General features: G+C 63.7%; 11 protein-coding genes and 2 rRNA genes (1 of these 13 only partly in view). 3 read left to right on the plus strand and 10 right to left on the minus strand.

Going from position 1 to position 15,532, the window contains the following annotated elements:
* Nucleotides 1-15: 15 nt before the first annotated feature.
* Entirely contained in the window at nt 16-399 is a 384-nt protein-coding gene (locus VQ065_RS30675; RefSeq protein WP_003096652.1) for a COG4315 family predicted lipoprotein, read from the minus strand.
* A 176-nt stretch (nt 400-575) separates the two neighbouring features.
* Between VQ065_RS30675 and phoB the strand changes: the two genes are divergently transcribed.
* From phoB to VQ065_RS30690, 3 genes are all read left to right on the plus strand, one after another.
* Entirely contained in the window at nt 576-1,265 is a 690-nt protein-coding gene (phoB, locus tag VQ065_RS30680) for a phosphate regulon transcriptional regulator PhoB (protein WP_003096653.1), read from the plus strand.
* 72 nt (nt 1,266-1,337) lie between these two features.
* On the plus strand, nt 1,338-2,669 hold the full coding sequence (gene phoR / locus VQ065_RS30685; protein ID WP_003121316.1) for a phosphate regulon sensor histidine kinase PhoR: 1,332 nt from the start codon (nt 1,338-1,340) through the stop codon (nt 2,667-2,669).
* Nucleotides 2,670-2,771: 102 nt separating this feature from the next.
* Nucleotides 2,772-4,112: a hemolysin family protein gene (locus tag VQ065_RS30690; RefSeq protein WP_003096655.1), complete on the plus strand. Its 1,341-nt coding sequence runs from the start codon at nt 2,772-2,774 to the stop codon at nt 4,110-4,112.
* A gap of 34 nt (nt 4,113-4,146) precedes the next feature.
* On the opposite strand, the gene VQ065_RS30695 is transcribed toward VQ065_RS30690, so the two are convergent.
* The 9 genes from VQ065_RS30695 to VQ065_RS30735 form a co-directional block, all read right to left on the minus strand.
* Nucleotides 4,147-5,046 carry a peptidoglycan DD-metalloendopeptidase family protein gene (locus VQ065_RS30695; protein ID WP_003096656.1) on the minus strand — a complete coding sequence of 300 codons (900 nt, stop codon included), beginning with the start codon at nt 5,044-5,046 and terminating at the stop codon, nt 4,147-4,149.
* 116 nt (nt 5,047-5,162) lie between these two features.
* On the minus strand, nt 5,163-6,065 hold the full coding sequence (locus tag VQ065_RS30700; protein WP_003096657.1) for a response regulator: 903 nt from the start codon (nt 6,063-6,065) through the stop codon (nt 5,163-5,165).
* 118 nt (nt 6,066-6,183) lie between these two features.
* The gene (gene phoU, locus VQ065_RS30705) at nt 6,184-6,912 is read right to left on the minus strand and encodes a phosphate signaling complex protein PhoU (protein WP_003096661.1); all 729 of its coding nucleotides are present in this window, start codon (nt 6,910-6,912) and stop codon (nt 6,184-6,186) included.
* Nucleotides 6,913-7,007: 95 nt separating this feature from the next.
* Nucleotides 7,008-7,841 (minus strand): phosphate ABC transporter ATP-binding protein PstB, encoded by an 834-nt coding sequence (pstB, locus tag VQ065_RS30710; protein ID WP_003096663.1) that lies wholly within the window; start codon nt 7,839-7,841, stop codon nt 7,008-7,010.
* A gap of 15 nt (nt 7,842-7,856) precedes the next feature.
* On the minus strand, nt 7,857-9,533 hold the full coding sequence (gene pstA, locus VQ065_RS30715; RefSeq protein WP_003096667.1) for a phosphate ABC transporter permease PstA: 1,677 nt from the start codon (nt 9,531-9,533) through the stop codon (nt 7,857-7,859).
* A 19-nt stretch (nt 9,534-9,552) separates the two neighbouring features.
* The gene (locus VQ065_RS30720; RefSeq protein ID WP_003123734.1) at nt 9,553-11,586 is read right to left on the minus strand and encodes an ABC transporter permease subunit; all 2,034 of its coding nucleotides are present in this window, start codon (nt 11,584-11,586) and stop codon (nt 9,553-9,555) included.
* A gap of 422 nt (nt 11,587-12,008) precedes the next feature.
* Nucleotides 12,009-12,980 (minus strand): phosphate ABC transporter substrate-binding protein PstS, encoded by a 972-nt coding sequence (gene pstS, locus VQ065_RS30725; protein WP_003096673.1) that lies wholly within the window; start codon nt 12,978-12,980, stop codon nt 12,009-12,011.
* A 403-nt stretch (nt 12,981-13,383) separates the two neighbouring features.
* Nucleotides 13,384-13,499, minus strand: a 5S ribosomal RNA gene (gene rrf, locus VQ065_RS30730).
* Between the two features lie 143 nt (nt 13,500-13,642).
* Nucleotides 13,643-15,532, minus strand: a 23S ribosomal RNA gene (locus tag VQ065_RS30735) (it continues 1,001 nt past the right edge of the window).

Here is a 15,532-nt window from a genome sequence, read left to right on the forward strand (position 1 = left end):
CAGGCCGGCGACCGTCTAGTCCATGTCCGGCTGGGCGACGTGCCAGGCGCCCATCTTGCCGTCACCGTTCTTGTCGCCAGGCTTCTTGTCCTGGATGAAGGTATAAAGGGGCTTGCCGTAGTAGGCCCACTGCTGGGTGCCGTCCTCGCGAGCGACCAGGCTCCAGTCGCCGCTGGCCTGCGCTCCCTGGGCCGCTGCCAGCGGCGGCCAGTTCTTCGCGCACTGCCCGGAACAGGCGGATTGCCCTTCGCTGTCCTTGTCGTAGGTATAGAGCGTCATGCCCTTGCCATCGACCAGCACGCCGTCCTTCTCGGTGGCCGGCGCCACCGTTTCCTGGGCCAGCGCGGCGAACGCCGGCAGGGCCAGCGCCAGACCCAGCGCCAGGTGGATTCTGTTCATCGCGTCTCTCTCCTGTGTCTTCAGGTGGAGCGTTCGCCGCCCGCAGGGACGGCACCGGAACCTGTTGAGCATAGCCCCGCCGCGGGCAGTCGGCGGAAACTACGCCGTTGTGTCACATACCTGACACAATTTCGTTATCTAATGCGGCGCAAGACAGATCGACCCGAGGCAAGACCATGGTTGGCAAGACAATCCTCATCGTTGATGACGAAGCACCGATTCGCGAGATGATCGCCGTGGCCCTGGAGATGGCCGGCTACGAGTGCCTGGAGGCGGAAAATACCCAGCAGGCGCACGCGGTGATCGTCGACCGCAAGCCGGACCTGATCCTGCTCGACTGGATGCTCCCCGGCACTTCCGGCATCGAACTGGCGCGACGCCTGAAGCGTGACGAACTGACCGTCGACATCCCGATCATCATGCTCACCGCCAAGGGCGAGGAGGACAACAAGATCCAGGGCCTGGAGGTCGGCGCCGACGACTACATCACCAAGCCGTTCTCGCCCCGCGAGCTGGTCGCCCGCCTGAAGGCCGTGCTGCGCCGCACCGGGCCTGGCGACAGCGAGGCGCCGATCGAGGTTGGCGGCCTGCTGCTGGACCCGATCAGCCACCGCGTGACCATCGACGGCAAGCCGGCCGAGATGGGCCCCACCGAGTACCGCCTGCTGCAGTTCTTCATGACTCACCAGGAACGCGCCTATACCCGCGGCCAACTGCTGGACCAGGTCTGGGGCGGCAACGTCTATGTCGAGGAGCGCACCGTCGACGTGCATATCCGCCGCCTGCGCAAGGCGCTCGGCGAGGTCTACGAAAATCTGGTTCAGACTGTCCGCGGGACCGGCTATCGTTTCTCCACCAAGAGCTGACCCCGCGCCCGGCCGCCCGGCGGCCGGAGTCGTTTCCCCTGGACGGTCCGTGACGGACCGCCACTGGACAGGATGCAATCCGTCGTGAACCAAGACTGGCGTGGAGCGCTGATCCGCCACCTGCTTCTCGTGCTGGCCGCCAGCCTCGTGCTCGGCGTGGTCAGCGGCCATTACGGCTGGGCCCTGGCCCTCGGCCTGGCTCTCTACCTCGGCTGGACCCTCTGGCAGCTACTGCGCCTGCACCAGTGGCTGCGCAACCACCAGCCAGACGAGCCACCGCCGGACAGCTACGGCCTCTGGGGCGAAGTCTTCGACAATATCTACCACCTGCAACGCCGCAACCAGCGCGCCCGTGGCCGCCTGCAGGCGGTGATCGACCGGATCCAGGAGTCCACCGCGGCCCTGCGTGACGCGGTGATCATGCTCGACAGCGACGGCAACCTGGAATGGTGGAACCTCGCCGCGGAAAACCTGCTCGGCCTGAAGACCCCGCAGGACGGTGGCCAGCCGGTGAGCAACCTGATCCGCCATCCGCGCTTCAAGGAATACTTCGACCAGGAGGATTACCGCGAGCCGCTGGAAATCCCCTCGCCGATCAACGAGCGCCTGCGCCTGCAATTCCACATCACCCTCTACGGCAACCGCGAGCACCTGATGCTGGTCCGCGACGTCACCCGCGTCCACCAGCTGGAGCAGATGCGCAAGGATTTCGTGGCCAACGTCTCCCACGAGCTGCGCACGCCGCTGACGGTGATCGCCGGCTACCTGGAGACCCTCCTCGACAACGTCGAGGATGTGAACCCGCGCTGGCTGCGCGCCCTGCAGCAGATGCAGCAGCAGGCCGGACGCATGCAGAACCTGCTCAACGACCTGCTCCTGCTGGCCAAGCTGGAGGCCACCGACTACCCCGGCGACAACAAGCCGGTGGCGGTGGACGCTCTCCTCGCCAGCATCCGTAACGACGCCCAGGCCCTGTCCGCCGGGCGCAACCACCGCATCAGCCTGGACGCCGCCCCCGCTGTGCAGCTCAAGGGCAGCGAGGCGGAACTGCGCAGCGCCTTCTCCAACCTGGTATTCAACGCGGTGAAGTACACCCCCGACGAAGGCGAGATCCGCATCCGCTGGTGGGCCGACGAACAGGGCGCGCACCTGTCGGTGCAGGACACAGGTATCGGCGTCGACCCCAAGCACCTGCCGCGCCTGACCGAGCGCTTCTACCGGGTGGACTCCAGCCGCGCCTCCAACACCGGCGGCACCGGCCTCGGCCTGGCCATCGTCAAGCACGTGCTGATCCGCCACCGCGCGCGCCTGGAAATCAGCAGCGTGCCCGGCAAGGGCAGCACCTTCACCTGCCATTTCGCCCCGGCGCAGGTCGCCGAGGCCGAGCGCAAGGCGCCGAAGTGAACATCGTCGCAGTGCCGCGCCGCCGGCGTCGGCACGGCCAAGGCTTGCAAGCGACGACACAGCCCCTCATTCTTAAGGGCCTTTTGGCTACCGCACACCCCCATGGACCCTTCTCCTAGTACCAGCATCGCCACCTATTTCGCCGATGCCGGCCTGATCCTCTTCGCGCTTTTCCTCGTCCTGCTCAATGGCTTCTTCGTCGCCGCCGAGTTCGCCATGGTCAAGCTCCGCGCCACCCGCGTGGAAACCATCGCCAAGCAGCACGGCTGGCGCGGCGCCATCCTGCGCAAGGTTCACAACCAGCTGGACGCCTACCTGTCCGCCTGCCAGCTGGGCATCACCCTGGCCTCCCTGGGCCTGGGCTGGGTCGGCGAGCCGGCCTTCGCCGAACTCCTGGAACCGCTGCTGGCGATGATCGGCGTGCATTCCGACGAACTGATCCGCGGGATCTCCTTCTTCACCGCGTTCTTCATCATTTCCTACCTGCACATCGTGGTCGGCGAGCTGGCGCCCAAGTCCTGGGCGATCCGCAAACCGGAACTGCTGTCGCTGTGGACGGCGGTGCCGCTGTACCTCTTCTACTGGCTGATGTACCCGGCGATCTGGCTGCTCAACGCCAGCGCCAACGCCATCCTCAAGATCGCCGGCCAGGGCGAGCCCGGCCCGCACCACGAGCATCACTACAGCCGCGACGAACTGAAGCTGATCCTCCACTCCAGCCGCGCCCAGGACCCCAGCGACCAGGGCATGCGCGTGCTGGCCTCGGCGGTGGAGCTGGGCGAGCTGGAGGTGGTCGACTGGGCCAACTCCCGCGAAGACCTGGTCTACCTCGAGCACGACGCGCCGCTGGCGGACATCCTCGCGGTGATCCGCCGCCATAAGTACAGCCGCTACCCGGTCTGGGACAGCCACAAGGGCGAGTTCATCGGCCTGCTGCACATCAAGGACCTGCTGCTGGCGCTGTCCGCCCTGGACAGCCTGCCGGAGACCTTCGACCTCGACGAACTGGTGCGCCCGCTGGAGATCGTCACCAAGCACACCCCGCTGTCGCGCCTGCTGGAGCAGTTCCGCAAGGGCGGCGCGCACTTCGCCGTGGTGGAAGAGGCCGATCACAAGGTGGTCGGCTTCCTGACCATGGAGGACGTGCTGGAAGTGCTGGTCGGCGACATCCAGGACGAACACCGCAAGACCGAGCGCGGCATCCTCGCCTACCAGCCGGGCAAGCTGCTGGTGCGCGGCGACACACCGCTGTTCAAGCTCGAGCGCCTGCTCGGCATCGACCTCGATCATGTCGAGGCGGACACTCTCGCCGGGCTGGTCTACGACACCCTGAAGCGGGTGCCGGAGGAAGAGGAAGTCCTCGACACCGAGGGCCTGCGGATCATCGTGAAGAAGATGCGCGGTCCGAAGATCGTCCTGGCCAAGGTGGTCAAGCTCGACTGAGACGAGCCGGCGCCGCCACGGCGCCGGTGACTTTTCAAGGCTCGCGGACGATAGCGAAGTTCGGCAGGCTGTCGACCGGCTGGGCGAAGTCGTAGGGAATCGACTCCAGCGCCAGGCCGACGTTGCGCTGGATCACGAAGTGCAGGTGCGGCCCGCTGCTGTTGCCGGTGTTGCCGGAGCGCGCCAGCGGCGTGCCGACCTGGACCCGCTGGCCCTCGGCGACCAGCACCGAATGGCGCATCAGGTGCAGGTAGACGCCCATGGTGCCGTCGTCGTGCAGGATGCGGACGAAGTTGCCCGAGGGATTGTTGCCGCGCCCGCTCTGGTTGTTCTCGATCTTCACCACGGTGCCGCCGCGGGCGGCGATGATCGGCGTGCCCTCGGGCATGGCGATGTCCATCGCGTAGCGGCCCTTGGGGGTGAAGTGGCTGTACTTGCCATTGGCGCCCTGGGACAGGCGGAACGGCCCGCCGCGCCAGGGCAGCGGATAGCGATAGAGCAGCGGCTGCTGGCGCGGGTCGCCGAGCGCATAGCGCAGCTTCGGCGTGTAGCTCATCGGCTTGCCGGCCTTGCGCGGCGCCAGGGTCGCCAGGCGCACCTGGCTGCGCGCCGGGACCACCCAGCGAATCGGCCCGTCGGGCACCCCAACGGCATTGCGCGGGTTGCGGATCCGCAACTCGACCTCGACCGGCGCGTAGAGGTCGTTGCGCACCTGCAGGGTCTCGCCACCCGCGTGCTTCTTCGTCTCCAGCTTCACTTCCCGTTCCAGGTGCTCGACCATCCGGTCGCGGAAGACGAACACCTGCGCCCCGGCCACGGCGCGGTCGGAGTAGGTCACCACGCCATTGGCGTCGGTGTACTTGTAGATGGTCAGGGCCGCAGCCGGAGCTGCCGCGGCGAACAGGCCACAGAGAAGGAGAAGGCGCCCTAGCATGACTGCACGGATCGTGTCGTTCTGGTTATCCCGAATCGGCAAGACTAGCAGCGCTTTATTGCCAGGGCGAGACGACAGCGAGCGGGCTGTGAACGGATCGTCGGGAAAAAACCCGCTCAGGCGCCGGGAACGTAGTGCTTCTGGGTACTTCCGCGGGCGATCAGGCGCGACAGGTAGTCGAGCTTCTGCGGGTCGCGGTCGACGAAACGCAGGGTCAGCAGCAGCCAATCGCTATCCGGCTTCGGCTCCAGCGCGGCGATGGCGTGCAGGTAGCCGTTCAGGCGCGCCACGTCGCTGTTTTCCTCGAGGTCCAGCACCGCGCTTTCCAGCACCTGCGGCAGCGGGTCGGCGCGCTTCACCACCAGTTGCGCTTCCTTCAGGCTGACCGCCTTGATCACGCAGGGCATGCTGCTCTGCGGCAGGCGCAATTGCGCCTGGCCCAGCGGGTTGCCGCTGCCGGCGGGACGCGCGCTGGCCTGGGGAGCCGAAGCCGGCTTCGGCGCGGGAGCCGGTTTTGCCGGACTGGCGGCGGGCTTGATCACCTCGGCGCGACCGCCGGTCAGGGCGGCCAGCGAATCGTTGGCCATGCCGCTGGCGATCTCCCGGCGCGGCGCGTGGGCCGCCAGGGCTTCCAGCTTGCCGCTGCGGCTCAGGGCCTTCTTGATCTTGGCCACCAACTGGTCATTGGAGAATGGCTTGCCGATGTAGTCCGACACCCCGGCCTGGATCGCCTGGACCACGTTCTCCTTGTCGCCGCGACTGGTGACCATGATGAACGGGGTAGTCTTGAGGTTTTCCTGGGCACGGCACCAGGTCAGCAGTTCGAGGCCGGACATCTCCGGCATCTCCCAGTCGCAGAGGATCAGGTCGACGTTCTGCCGACTGAGCAATTGCTGGGCCTTGCGGCCGTTCACGGCCTCCTCGATATGAAGGCCGGGGAAGTTGTCGCGCAACCCTTTCTTCATCAGATCTCGGATGAAGGGGGCGTCATCCACCACTAGCGCGCTGACTTTGCTCATCGACTTCTCCTGGACAGGTTCGCCTAGGATAGCCTCCCCTGCTGGCAGGATGCCAAGCCTTGCTGCAGTCGCGCGAAGAAACAAGGCTCCAGGTCAAGGGAGCCTTGCCTGCGGAAGATCACTCGCCGCGGTTGTTCTCGACCTCTTCCTTCATGCGGGTCAGGCCGATGTGACGAACGTCGGTGCCGCGAACCAGGTAGATCACCAGCTCGGCGATGTTGCGCGCATGGTCGCCGATGCGCTCCAGCGAGCGCAGGGCCCAGATGATGTTGAGCACGCGGGATATCGCCCGCGGGTCTTCCATCATGTAGGTGACCAGCTCGCGCAGGGCGGTCTTGTATTCGCGATCGACGGTCTTGTCGTACTGCGCCACGGACAGCGCCAGGTCGGCATCGAAGCGGGCGAAGGCGTCCAGTGCCTCCTGCACCATCTTCTGTACCTGGCTGCCGATGTGCCGAACCTCGACGTAGCCGCGCGGCGACTCGCCTTCCTCGCACAGCTGGATGGCGCGGCGGGCGACCTTGGAGGCCTCGTCGCCGATCCGCTCGAGGTCGATCACCGACTTCGAGATGCTGATGATCAGGCGCAGGTCGGAGGCCGCCGGCTGACGCCGGGCGAGGATACGCACGCACTCCTCGTCGATGTTGCGCTCCATCTGGTTGATCTGGTCGTCGATCTCGCGGACCTGCTGGGCGAGGCCGGAGTCGGCGTCGATCAGCGCGTTGACCGCGTCGTTGACCTGCTTTTCCACCAGCCCGCCCATGGCCAGGAGGTGGCTGCGCACATCCTCCAGCTCGGCGTTGAACTGCTGGGAGATGTGATGGGTGAGACTGTCTTTGTTGATCATGTGGGGAATCCTTCTGGAGCCGCTGCGACCGGTGACATCAACGAGCTACGGAGAGCGCCGGAGGCAGCGGTATCGCCGCGCCTCCGGACGCGCCGCTAGCCGTAGCGGCCGGTGATGTAGTCTTCGGTCTGCTTCTTCGCCGGGTTGGTGAACAGCGTATCGGTGTCGCCGAACTCGATCAGCTTGCCCATGTACATGAACGCCGTATAGTCGGAAACCCGCGCGGCCTGCTGCATGTTGTGGGTAACGATGACGATGGTGAACTTCGACTTCAACTCGTAGATCAGCTCTTCGATCTTCAGCGTGGAGATCGGGTCCAGCGCCGAGCACGGCTCGTCGAGCAGCAGCACTTCCGGTTCCACCGCGATGGTCCGGGCGATCACCAGGCGCTGCTGCTGGCCACCGGACAGGCCGAGGGCGGACTCGTGCAGGCGATCCTTCACCTCCTCCCACAGCGCAGCCCCCTTCAGCGCCCACTCGACGGCCTCGTCAAGTACGCGCTTCTTGTTGATGCCCTGGATACGCAGGCCGTAGACCACGTTCTCGTAGATGCTCTTGGGGAACGGGTTGGGCTTCTGGAACACCATGCCGACGCGACGGCGCAGCTCGGCGACGTCGACGCCCTTGGCGAAGATGTTGTGGCCATCGAGGCGGATCTCGCCTTCGACGCGGCAGCCGTCCACCAGGTCGTTCATCCGGTTGAAGCAGCGCAGCAGGGTCGACTTGCCGCAGCCGGACGGGCCGATGAAGGCGGTCACGCGCTGCTTCGGAATGTTCATCCGGACGTCGAACAGGGCCTGCTTGGCGCCGTAGAACAGGTTCAGCCCGGGCACTTCCAGTTCGACACTTTCGGAAGCCAGGTCGAGGCTCTGGCGGTCGCGGCCGAGCGCATCGAAGTTGATGCCGTGGCTGGCGGTCTCGTTTTGCATGGGAAGCTCCCTCAATCAGTTTTCCAGGGCCTTGTACTTCTCGCGCAGGCGATTGCGGATCGCGATGGCGGAGAAGTTCAGCAGGGCGATCACCACGACCAGCAGCAACGCCGTAGCGTATACCAGCGGCCGTGCGGCCTCGACGTTGGGGCTCTGGAAACCGACGTCGTAGATATGGAAACCGAGGTGCATGATCTTCTGGTCGAGATGCACGTACGGATAGTTACCGTCGACCGGCAGCGACGGTGCCAGTTTCACCACGCCGACCAGCATCAGCGGCGCCACTTCGCCGGCGGCACGAGCCACGGCGAGGATCAGGCCGGTCATCATCGCCGGGCTGGCCATCGGCAGGACGATCTTCCACAGCGTTTCCGCCTTGGTCGCGCCGAGCGCCAGGGAGCCTTCGCGGACCGCGCGCGGAATCCGCGCCAGGCCTTCCTCGGTGGCGACGATCACCACCGGCACGGCGAGGATCGCCAGGGTCAGCGAGGCCCAGAACAGTCCGGGGGTACCGAAGGTCGGCGCCGGCAGGGCCTCGGGGAAGAACAGCCGGTCGATGGAACCGCCCAGCACGTAGACGAAGAAGCCCAGGCCGAACACGCCGTAGACGATCGCCGGTACGCCGGCGAGGTTGTTCACGGCGATGCGGATCACGCGGGTCAGCGGCCCCTGCTTGGCGTACTCGCGCAGGTAGACCGCAGCGATCACGCCGAACGGGGTGACGATCAGCGCCATCACCAGGGTCATCATCACGGTGCCGAAGATCGCCGGGAAGATACCGCCCTCGGTATTGGCCTCGCGCGGATCGTCGCTGAGGAACTCCCAGAGCTTCTTGAAGTACACCGTCATCTTGGTGCCCAGGCCCATGGCGTTGGGCTGGTAGGCATGCACCAGCTTGCCAAGGGTGATTTCGCTCTCGCGGCCGCTGGCGTCGCGCATTACCACGCTGTCGCGGTTGAACTCCTGGTGCAGGCCGTTGAGCTGCTCTTCCAGGACCTTGTAGCGCGCCTGCAACTCGCTGCGCTCGGCGGCCAGGTCGGCCTGGGCGGCGGCGTCCAGCTTGCCGTCCAACTGCAACTTGCGCTCTTTCAGGCGCAGGCGCTCAAGACCGTGGTTGATCCCGCCGATGTCGCCCTTCTCCAGCTTGTAGAGCTTGGCGTAGAGGTCATCCACCCGCTGCATGCGCTTTTGCAGTTCGCCTACCGCGGCGTCGCCTTCGGCGACCACCTGGCCGTTCTCCTTGACGCTCAGCAGGTAGCCGTAGAAGTTGCCCCACTCGCGGCGTTCGAGAACCATCAGCGCTTCGGGACGCTTGATGTCCTGCAGCCACTCGCCGACGACCCAGGAGAAATCGCTGCCGTAAAGCTCGCGGTTGCCCAGCTTGAGCAGCTCGCGGGTCATGAATTCGGGGCCGGCCTCCGGGACCGGCATGCCGGCGCTGCGCAGGCGCGCGCGCGGCACTTCCTCGGCCTGGACCACCTCGCCGATCACGGTCTTGGCGGCTTCGCCAGGGATCTGGTAAGTCGCCTCGATGACGTTCGCCGGCCAGAAGTGGCCGAGGCCGCGTACCGCGATCACCGCCAGCAGGCCGATGGTCATGATCACCGCGATCGACACCGCGCCGGCGTTCATCCACACCCAGGGCGAGCCGCTGCCGAACCAGGCTTTGACGGTTTCCTGTTTCTGTTTCACAGAGCTATACCTCCGCCGCTTACAACGACGCGTATTTCTTGCGCAGACGCTGACGGATCAGCTCTGCCAGGGTGTTCATCACGAAGGTGAACGTCAGCAGTACCAGCGCCGAGAGGAACAGCACGCGGTAGTGGCTGCCGCCGACCTCCGACTCGGGCATCTCCACCGCGACGTTGGCTGCCAGGGTGCGCATGCCTTCGAAGATGTTCAGTTCCATCACCGGGGTATTGCCGGTCGCCATCAGCACGATCATGGTCTCGCCGACGGCGCGGCCCATGCCGATCATCAGCGCCGAGAAGATGCCTGGGCTGGCGGTCAGGATCACCACGCGGGTCAGCGTCTGCCAGGGCGTGGCGCCCAGGGCCAGGGAGCCGTAGGTAAGGCTGCGCGGCACGCTGAAGATGGCGTCTTCGGCGATCGAGAAGATATTCGGGATCACCGCGAAGCCCATTGCCAGCCCGACGATCAGGGCATTTCGCTGGTCGTAGGTGATGCCCAGGTCGTGGCTCAACCAGAGGCGCATGTCGCCGCCGAAGAAGGTGGTCTCCAGGTGCGGGCTCAGCCACAGGGCGAAGGCGCCGACGGCGAGCACCACCGGGATCAGCAGCGCGGCTTCCCAGCCGGCCGGCAGGCTCAGGCGGATACGCTCGGGCAGGCGGCTCCAGAGCAGGCCGGCGAGAAGGATGCCCAGCGGCGTCAGCAACAGCAGGCTGAATACTCCCGGCAGGTGGCCTTCGACGTAGGGTGCCAGGAACAGGCCGGCGAAGAAGCCGAGGATCACCGTCGGCAGCGCCTCCATCAGCTCGATCACCGGCTTGACCTTGCGGCGCATCGCCGGAGCCATGAAATAGGCGGTGTAGACGGCGGCCGCGATGGCCAGCGGAGCTGCCAGGATCATCGCGTAGAAGGCGGCCTTGAGCGTGCCGAAGGTCAGCGGCGAGAGGCTCAGCTTCGGTTCGAAGTCGGTGGTCGCGGCGGTGGACTGCCAGACGTAGGCCGGCTTGTCGTAGCTCTCGTACCAGACCTTGCCCCAGAGCGCGCTCCAGGAGATTTCCGGGTGCGGGTTGCTCAGGGCGAAGCGGTGGATCTTGCCACCCTGCTCCAGCAGCAGGCGGTTGGCCCGCGGCGACAGGGTGATGACCCCGGAAGAGTCGGCGACCGGCTGGACCAGCAGGGTACGGTGCGCCGTGCTGTGGAAGACGCCGAGGTTGCCCTTCTCGTCCAGGGCGATGAAGCCCTTGCGCCGTTGTTCCGGAGCGATGGCGCTGATCGGCGCGCCATCCAGGTTGAAGTCGCGAACGTGCGACAGGCGCGGTTCGCCGTCGGTATCGCGAGCCATGAACCACTGGGCGATGCCACCCTTGGAATCGCCCACCAGCAGCGAGATGCCGCCCAACAGCTGGGTGCTCGCGGTGACCTCGGCGTTGGGGTCTTCCAGCAGCTTGTAGCGACCGTTCAACTGGCGGCTGTGCAGGTCGAACACATCGGCGGTGGCACGTCCGTTGATCACGTACAGCCACTGCTTGCGCGGGTCGAGGTAGATGGCTTTCACCGGTTCGGCGATCTGCGGGAGTTCGATGCGCTCCTCGTCCAGCGTGCTTTCGCCGGTCAGCATGTTCTCTTCGCGAGTCATGCTCAACAGCAGCAGTTGCTTGTCGACGGAGCCAGCCAGCAGCAGGCTGTCGTCGCCGGCATTGATGCTCACATGCTCCAGCGGGCGGCCCTGCGGATCGAGACCGATCGGGGTCTCGCCGTAGGGGAAGGCGATCTCCGGGGTGATGGTCTTCTTGTTGTCCGGGTAGGTGACCTTGTAGGTGTGCTGGAACACCAGCACCTGTCCGTTGGACAGGCCCAGGGCGACCGTCGGGCTGCCCGGCTGGTCCTGGGCGATCGAGCGGATCTCGCTGCCCGCCGGAAGCGGCAGAGCGACACGCTTCAGTTCGACGCCGGTCTTGGCGTTGAAGAAGAGGATCTCGCCCTGGCCGCCAACGCGCATGGCCACCTGGTTCTGCTCCTCGATGCTGAGCAGCAGGGGCACCTGCGCCTGCTGCATCCAGGCCGGAGTCAGCGCTTCGCGGGTCTCCAGGTCGGCGCCGCGGAACAGCGGGAGCACGACGTAGGCCAGGTAGAAGAAGATCAGGGTGATCGCCGCCAGCACGGCCAGGCCGCCGACCAGCACGTACCAGCGGGTCAGGCGGTCCTTGAGGGCACGGATGCGGCGCTTGCGTTGCAGGGCTGGCGTATTGAAGTCAATCCGCTCGGGAGCAAGGGAGGAGTTCATCGGGGAGTTGGCCATGTCGTTCATGGGGTGACACCCTAAAGGCTCTGTATGACAGACAGATGACAGCAACATGACGCAACAAAGCCCGCCAGCAGAGCCTCGCTGGCGGGAAAGGCCGGCGGGTCCTAGCGCCCGCCGGCAGAGCCTTCATGCCTGGACGGCCCATCGCTGGGCCATCCGCTCAAGTCACTGGATTACAGGCCCAGTTCCTTGATCGCCTTCTCGGCCACCTTGGCCGGCAGCGGGATGTAGCCGTCCTTGACCACGACCTGCTGGCCGGTCTTGGACAGAACCAGCTTGAGGAACTGAGCCTCCAGCGGATCCAGCGGCTTGTTCGGCGCCTTGTTCACGTAGACGTAGAGGAAGCGCGACAGCGGGTAGGTGCCGTTCAGGGCGTTCTGCTCGTTGTCCTCGACGAAGGCAGCGCCTTCCTTCTTGGCCAGGGCCACGGTCTTCACGCTGGCGGTCTTGTAGCCGATACCGGAGTAGCCGATGCCGTTCAGCGACTGGCTGACCGACTGCACCACGGAAGCCGAACCCGGCTGCTCGTTGACGTTCGGACGGAAGTCGCCTTTGCACAGGGCTTCTTCCTTGAAGTAGCCGTAGGTGCCGGAAACCGAGTTGCGGCCGAACAGTTGCACCGGCTTCTTCGCCCAGTCACCGGTCAGGCCCAGGTCGCCCCAGGTCTTCACGTCCTGCTTGCTGCCGCACAGGCGGGTAGCGGAGAAGATCGCATCGACCTGCTGCATGGTCAGGCCTTTGATCGGGTTGTCCTTGTGCACGAAGATCGCCAGGGCGTCGACAGCGACCGGGACGGCGGTCGGCTTATAGCCGTACTTCTGCTCGAAAGCCTGCAGCTCGACGTCCTTCATCTTGCGGCTCATCGGGCCCAGGTTGGCGGTGCCTTCGGTCAGGGCCGGCGGCGCGGTAGAAGAGCCGGCAGCCTGGATCTGGATGTTCACGTTCGGATAGAGGCGCTTGTACTCCTCGGCCCACATGGTCATCAGGTTGGCCAGAGTGTCGGAGCCGACGCTCGACAGGTTGCCCGACACACCGCTGGCTTTCTGATATTCCGGCAGCGCCGGGTCGATCGCGGCTACCGCGGAAGCGGCGCCTACGCCTGCGGCGACGAACGTCAGGGCCGCCATCAAACGCTTGAGTTTCATGCCTTGCTCCTTGGACAGGATGGGGTTGGATGGAACGGGGGCCAGTATCGTCAGGCCGCATGAAGACTCTATGAAAGGAATGTGACAGTTGGATGAAATGCCATCAGCCTTCCGACATTTTTCCGCAAGCCTTGGGAGAAGCCCTGCCACACCCCTAAAAGCCTGGAAACACAAGGGCTCCAGCCTTTCACGGAGGGGCCCGGGAGGCCCTCTGGAGCGCGTTTTCGATCCGCCTGGGGGAGGTAGCCGTCCATCCGTCTCATGCAGGATGGGTAGTTTCCAGGGCAATTGTGACAGTCGCCGCCGGCATTCGCAGTCGAGAAAAGAAGCGAGGAAGCACGCCTTTTTCCGCGCGCAAAAGCAAAACCCCTGGTCATCGCTAACCAGGAGTTTTGGGATAGGAGCTTGACGATGACCTACTCTCACATGGGGAGACCCCACACTACCATCGGCGATGCGTCGTTTCACTTCTGAGTTCGGGAAGGGATCAGGTGGTTCCAACGCTCTATGATCGTCAAGCAATTCGGTTGGATATCCGTTCGCTTGGGCTTACGTTTATCCGAATTCAGGTATGTGATTTCAAGGTGTTTGCGGTTCATGCGAACTTTCGGTTCGTCGACTTCACCTTACAACACACAATCATCAGATTGTTTGGGTGTTATATGGTCAAGCCTCACGGGCAATTAGTACTGGTTAGCTCAACGCCTCACAACGCTTACACACCCAGCCTATCAACGTCGTAGTCTTCGACGGCCCTTCAGGGGAATCAAGTTCCCAGTGAGATCTCATCTTGAGGCAAGTTTCCCGCTTAGATGCTTTCAGCGGTTATCTTTTCCGAACATAGCTACCCGGCAATGCCACTGGCGTGACAACCGGAACACCAGAGGTTCGTCCACTCCGGTCCTCTCGTACTAGGAGCAGCCCCTCTCAAATCTCAAACGTCCACGGCAGATAGGGACCGAACTGTCTCACGACGTTCTAAACCCAGCTCGCGTACCACTTTAAATGGCGAACAGCCATACCCTTGGGACCGGCTTCAGCCCCAGGATGTGATGAGCCGACATCGAGGTGCCAAACACCGCCGTCGATATGAACTCTTGGGCGGTATCAGCCTGTTATCCCCGGAGTACCTTTTATCCGTTGAGCGATGGCCCTTCCATACAGAACCACCGGATCACTAAGACCTACTTTCGTACCTGCTCGACGTGTCTGTCTCGCAGTCAAGCGCGCTTTTGCCTTTATACTCTACGACCGATTTCCGACCGGTCTGAGCGCACCTTCGTACTCCTCCGTTACTCTTTAGGAGGAGACCGCCCCAGTCAAACTGCCCACCATACACTGTCCTCGATCCGGATTACGGACCAGAGTTAGAACCTCAAGCATGCCAGGGTGGTATTTCAAGGATGGCTCCACGCGAACTGGCGTCCACGCTTCAAAGCCTCCCACCTATCCTACACAAGCAGGCTCAAAGTCCAGTGCAAAGCTACAGTAAAGGTTCACGGGGTCTTTCCGTCTAGCCGCGGATACACTGCATCTTCACAGCGATTTCAATTTCACTGAGTCTCGGGTGGAGACAGCGCCGCCATCGTTACGCCATTCGTGCAGGTCGGAACTTACCCGACAAGGAATTTCGCTACCTTAGGACCGTTATAGTTACGGCCGCCGTTTACCGGGGCTTCGATCAAGAGCTTCGCTTGCGCTAACCCCATCAATTAACCTTCCGGCACCGGGCAGGCGTCACACCCTATACGTCCACTTTCGTGTTTGCAGAGTGCTGTGTTTTTAATAAACAGTCGCAGCGGCCTGGTATCTTCGACCAGCCAGAGCTTACGGAGTAAATCCTTCACCCTAGCCGGCGCACCTTCTCCCGAAGTTACGGTGCCATTTTGCCTAGTTCCTTCACCCGAGTTCTCTCAAGCGCCTTGGTATTCTCTACCCGACCACCTGTGTCGGTTTGGGGTACGGTTCCTGGTTACCTGAAGCTTAGAAGCTTTTCTTGGAAGCATGGCATCAACCACTTCGTCATCTAAAAGACGACTCGTCATCAGCTCTCGGCCTTGAAACCCCGGATTTACCTAAGATTTCAGCCTACCACCTTAAACTTGGACAACCAACGCCAAGCTGGCCTAGCCTTCTCCGTCCCTCCATCGCAGTAACCAGAAGTACAGGAATATTAACCTGTTTCCCATCGACTACGCTTTTCAGCCTCGCCTTAGGAACCGACTAACCCTGCGTCGATTAACGTTGCGCAGGAACCCTTGGTCTTTCGGCGTGGGTGTTTTTCACACCCATTGTCGTTACTCATGTCAGCATTCGCACTTCTGATACCTCCAGCAAGCTTCTCAACTCACCTTCACAGGCTTACAGAACGCTCCTCTACCGCGTCACTTACGTGACACCCGCAGCTTCGGTGTGTGGTTTGAGCCCCGTTACATCTTCCGCGCAGGCCGACTCGACTAGTGAGCTATTACGCTTTCTTTAAAGGGTGGCTGCTTCTAAGCCAACCTCCTAGCTGTCTAAGCCTTCCCACATCGTTTACCACTTAACCACAA

This window comes from Pseudomonas sp. KBN10P06128 (assembly GCF_037574945.1).
Lineage (GTDB): Bacteria > Pseudomonadota > Gammaproteobacteria > Pseudomonadales > Pseudomonadaceae > Pseudomonas > Pseudomonas aeruginosa.